Genomic DNA, 1,735 nt, shown 5'->3' on the forward strand with positions numbered 1-1,735 from the left:
TCTCGAGGTCGCGCCGCGCGATCTCGAAACCATCGCTGGTTTCGGCCATGGCCTCGAGCCGGGCGCGGGCCGCCTCGCCGACGCGGCCGCTGTCGCCCGGCGCGTAGAGCAGCACGCAGGCCGAGGCCGCGGCGCCGCGGCCCACGCGGCCGCGCAGCTGGTGCAGCTGCGAGAGCCCGAAGCGCTCGGCATGCTCGATCACCATCAGCGAGGCGTTCGGCACGTCCACGCCCACCTCGATCACGGTGGTGCTCACCAGCACCTGGATCTCGTTGGCCGTGAAGGCGGCCATCACCGCCTGCTTCTCGGCCGTGGGCATGCGCGAATGCAGCAGCCCGACGTTAACGGCCGCGCCAAGCGCATCGGCCAGCTCGTCGCGCGTCTCGGTGGCGTTGCGCAGGTCGACCGCTTCGCTCTCCTCGATCAGCGGGCAGACCCAGTAGACCTGCCGGCCCTGCGCGATCTGCGCCTGGATGCGGTCGATCACCTCCTCGCGCCGGTGGTCGGCCACCAGCTTGGTGACGATGGGCGTGCGGCCCGGCGGCAGCTCGTCGAGCGTGGAAACGTCCAGGTCGGCGTAGTAGCTCATCGCCAGCGTGCGCGGGATCGGGGTGGCGCTCATCATCAGCAGGTGCGGCTCGAGGTGGCGCACGGCCTTGCCGCGCAGGGCCAGGCGCTGCGCCACGCCGAAGCGGTGCTGCTCGTCGATGATCGCCAATGCGAGGTTCTTGAAGCGCACCTTCTCCGAGATCACGGCATGGGTGCCAATGACCAAGGCCGCCTCGCCGCTCTCGACCGCGGCCGACATTGCGTCGCGCTCCTTCTTCTTCTGGCTGCCGGTGAGCCAGGCCACGCGCAGGCCGCGCTCGGCCAGCAGTGGATCGAGCCAGCCGACCAGCTTGCCGAAGTGCTGGGCCGCGAGGATTTCGGTCGGCGCCATCAGCGCGCACTGGAAGCCCGCATCGATGCAGCGCGCCGCCGCGAGCGCCGCCACCACGGTCTTGCCCGAGCCCACGTCGCCCTGCAGCAGCCGGTGCATCGGGATCTCGCGGCCGAGGTCGCGCGTGATTTCCTCGCCCACGCGCTGCTGCGCGCCGGTCAGGCCGAAGGGCAGCACCGCGAGCAGTTGCGCATGCAGCGAGCTCGCCTGCGGCTCGGCCGAGGAAGGCAGCATTGGCGCCCGCTGCGCCGCGCGCTCCAGCCGCGCCTGCAATTGCGAGAGCTGCTGCGCGAGCAGCTCTTCCGCCTTGATGCGCTGCCATGCCGGATGGCTGTGGTCTTCGAGCGTGGCCATGGCCACGTCGGGTGTCGGGTAGTGCAGGAAGGTCAGCGAACTGCGCAGGTCCCAGGCGCCGCGCCATCCGATCTGCACGGGGATCGTCTCGTCGAGCACCGCGCGAGCCAGGCCCGAGCGCACCTCGCGCCGGAGCACCGGCTGCGGCAGCCCGGCAATGGTCGAGTAGACCGGCGTCAGTGCCTGCGGCAATGCCGTGCCGGCCGCCTTGACGGTGGGATGCATCATCTGCCGCCCGACGAAGCCGCCGCGCATCTCGCCCCGCACGCGCACGCGCGCGCCGACGGCCAGCTGCTTCTGCTGCGAGGGGTAGAAATTGAAGAAGCGCAGCTGGCAGGTGTCGCTGCCGTCGTCGATGGTCGCAATCAGCTGCCGGCGCGGGCGGAACACTACCTCGCATTCGGTCACCACGCCCTCGACCTGCGCCATGTCGCCGTCGCA

Annotated in this window: 1 protein-coding gene; it reads right to left on the reverse strand. The window is 71.0% G+C overall.

Annotated features, from left to right (window positions below; genetic code table 11):
- On the reverse strand, positions 1-1,735 hold a 1,735-nt coding region (recG, locus tag AC1DOC_RS32440; RefSeq protein WP_478131417.1), incomplete at both ends, for an ATP-dependent DNA helicase RecG.

It is taken from the genome of Variovorax sp. 01T439_2, from assembly GCF_056398445.1.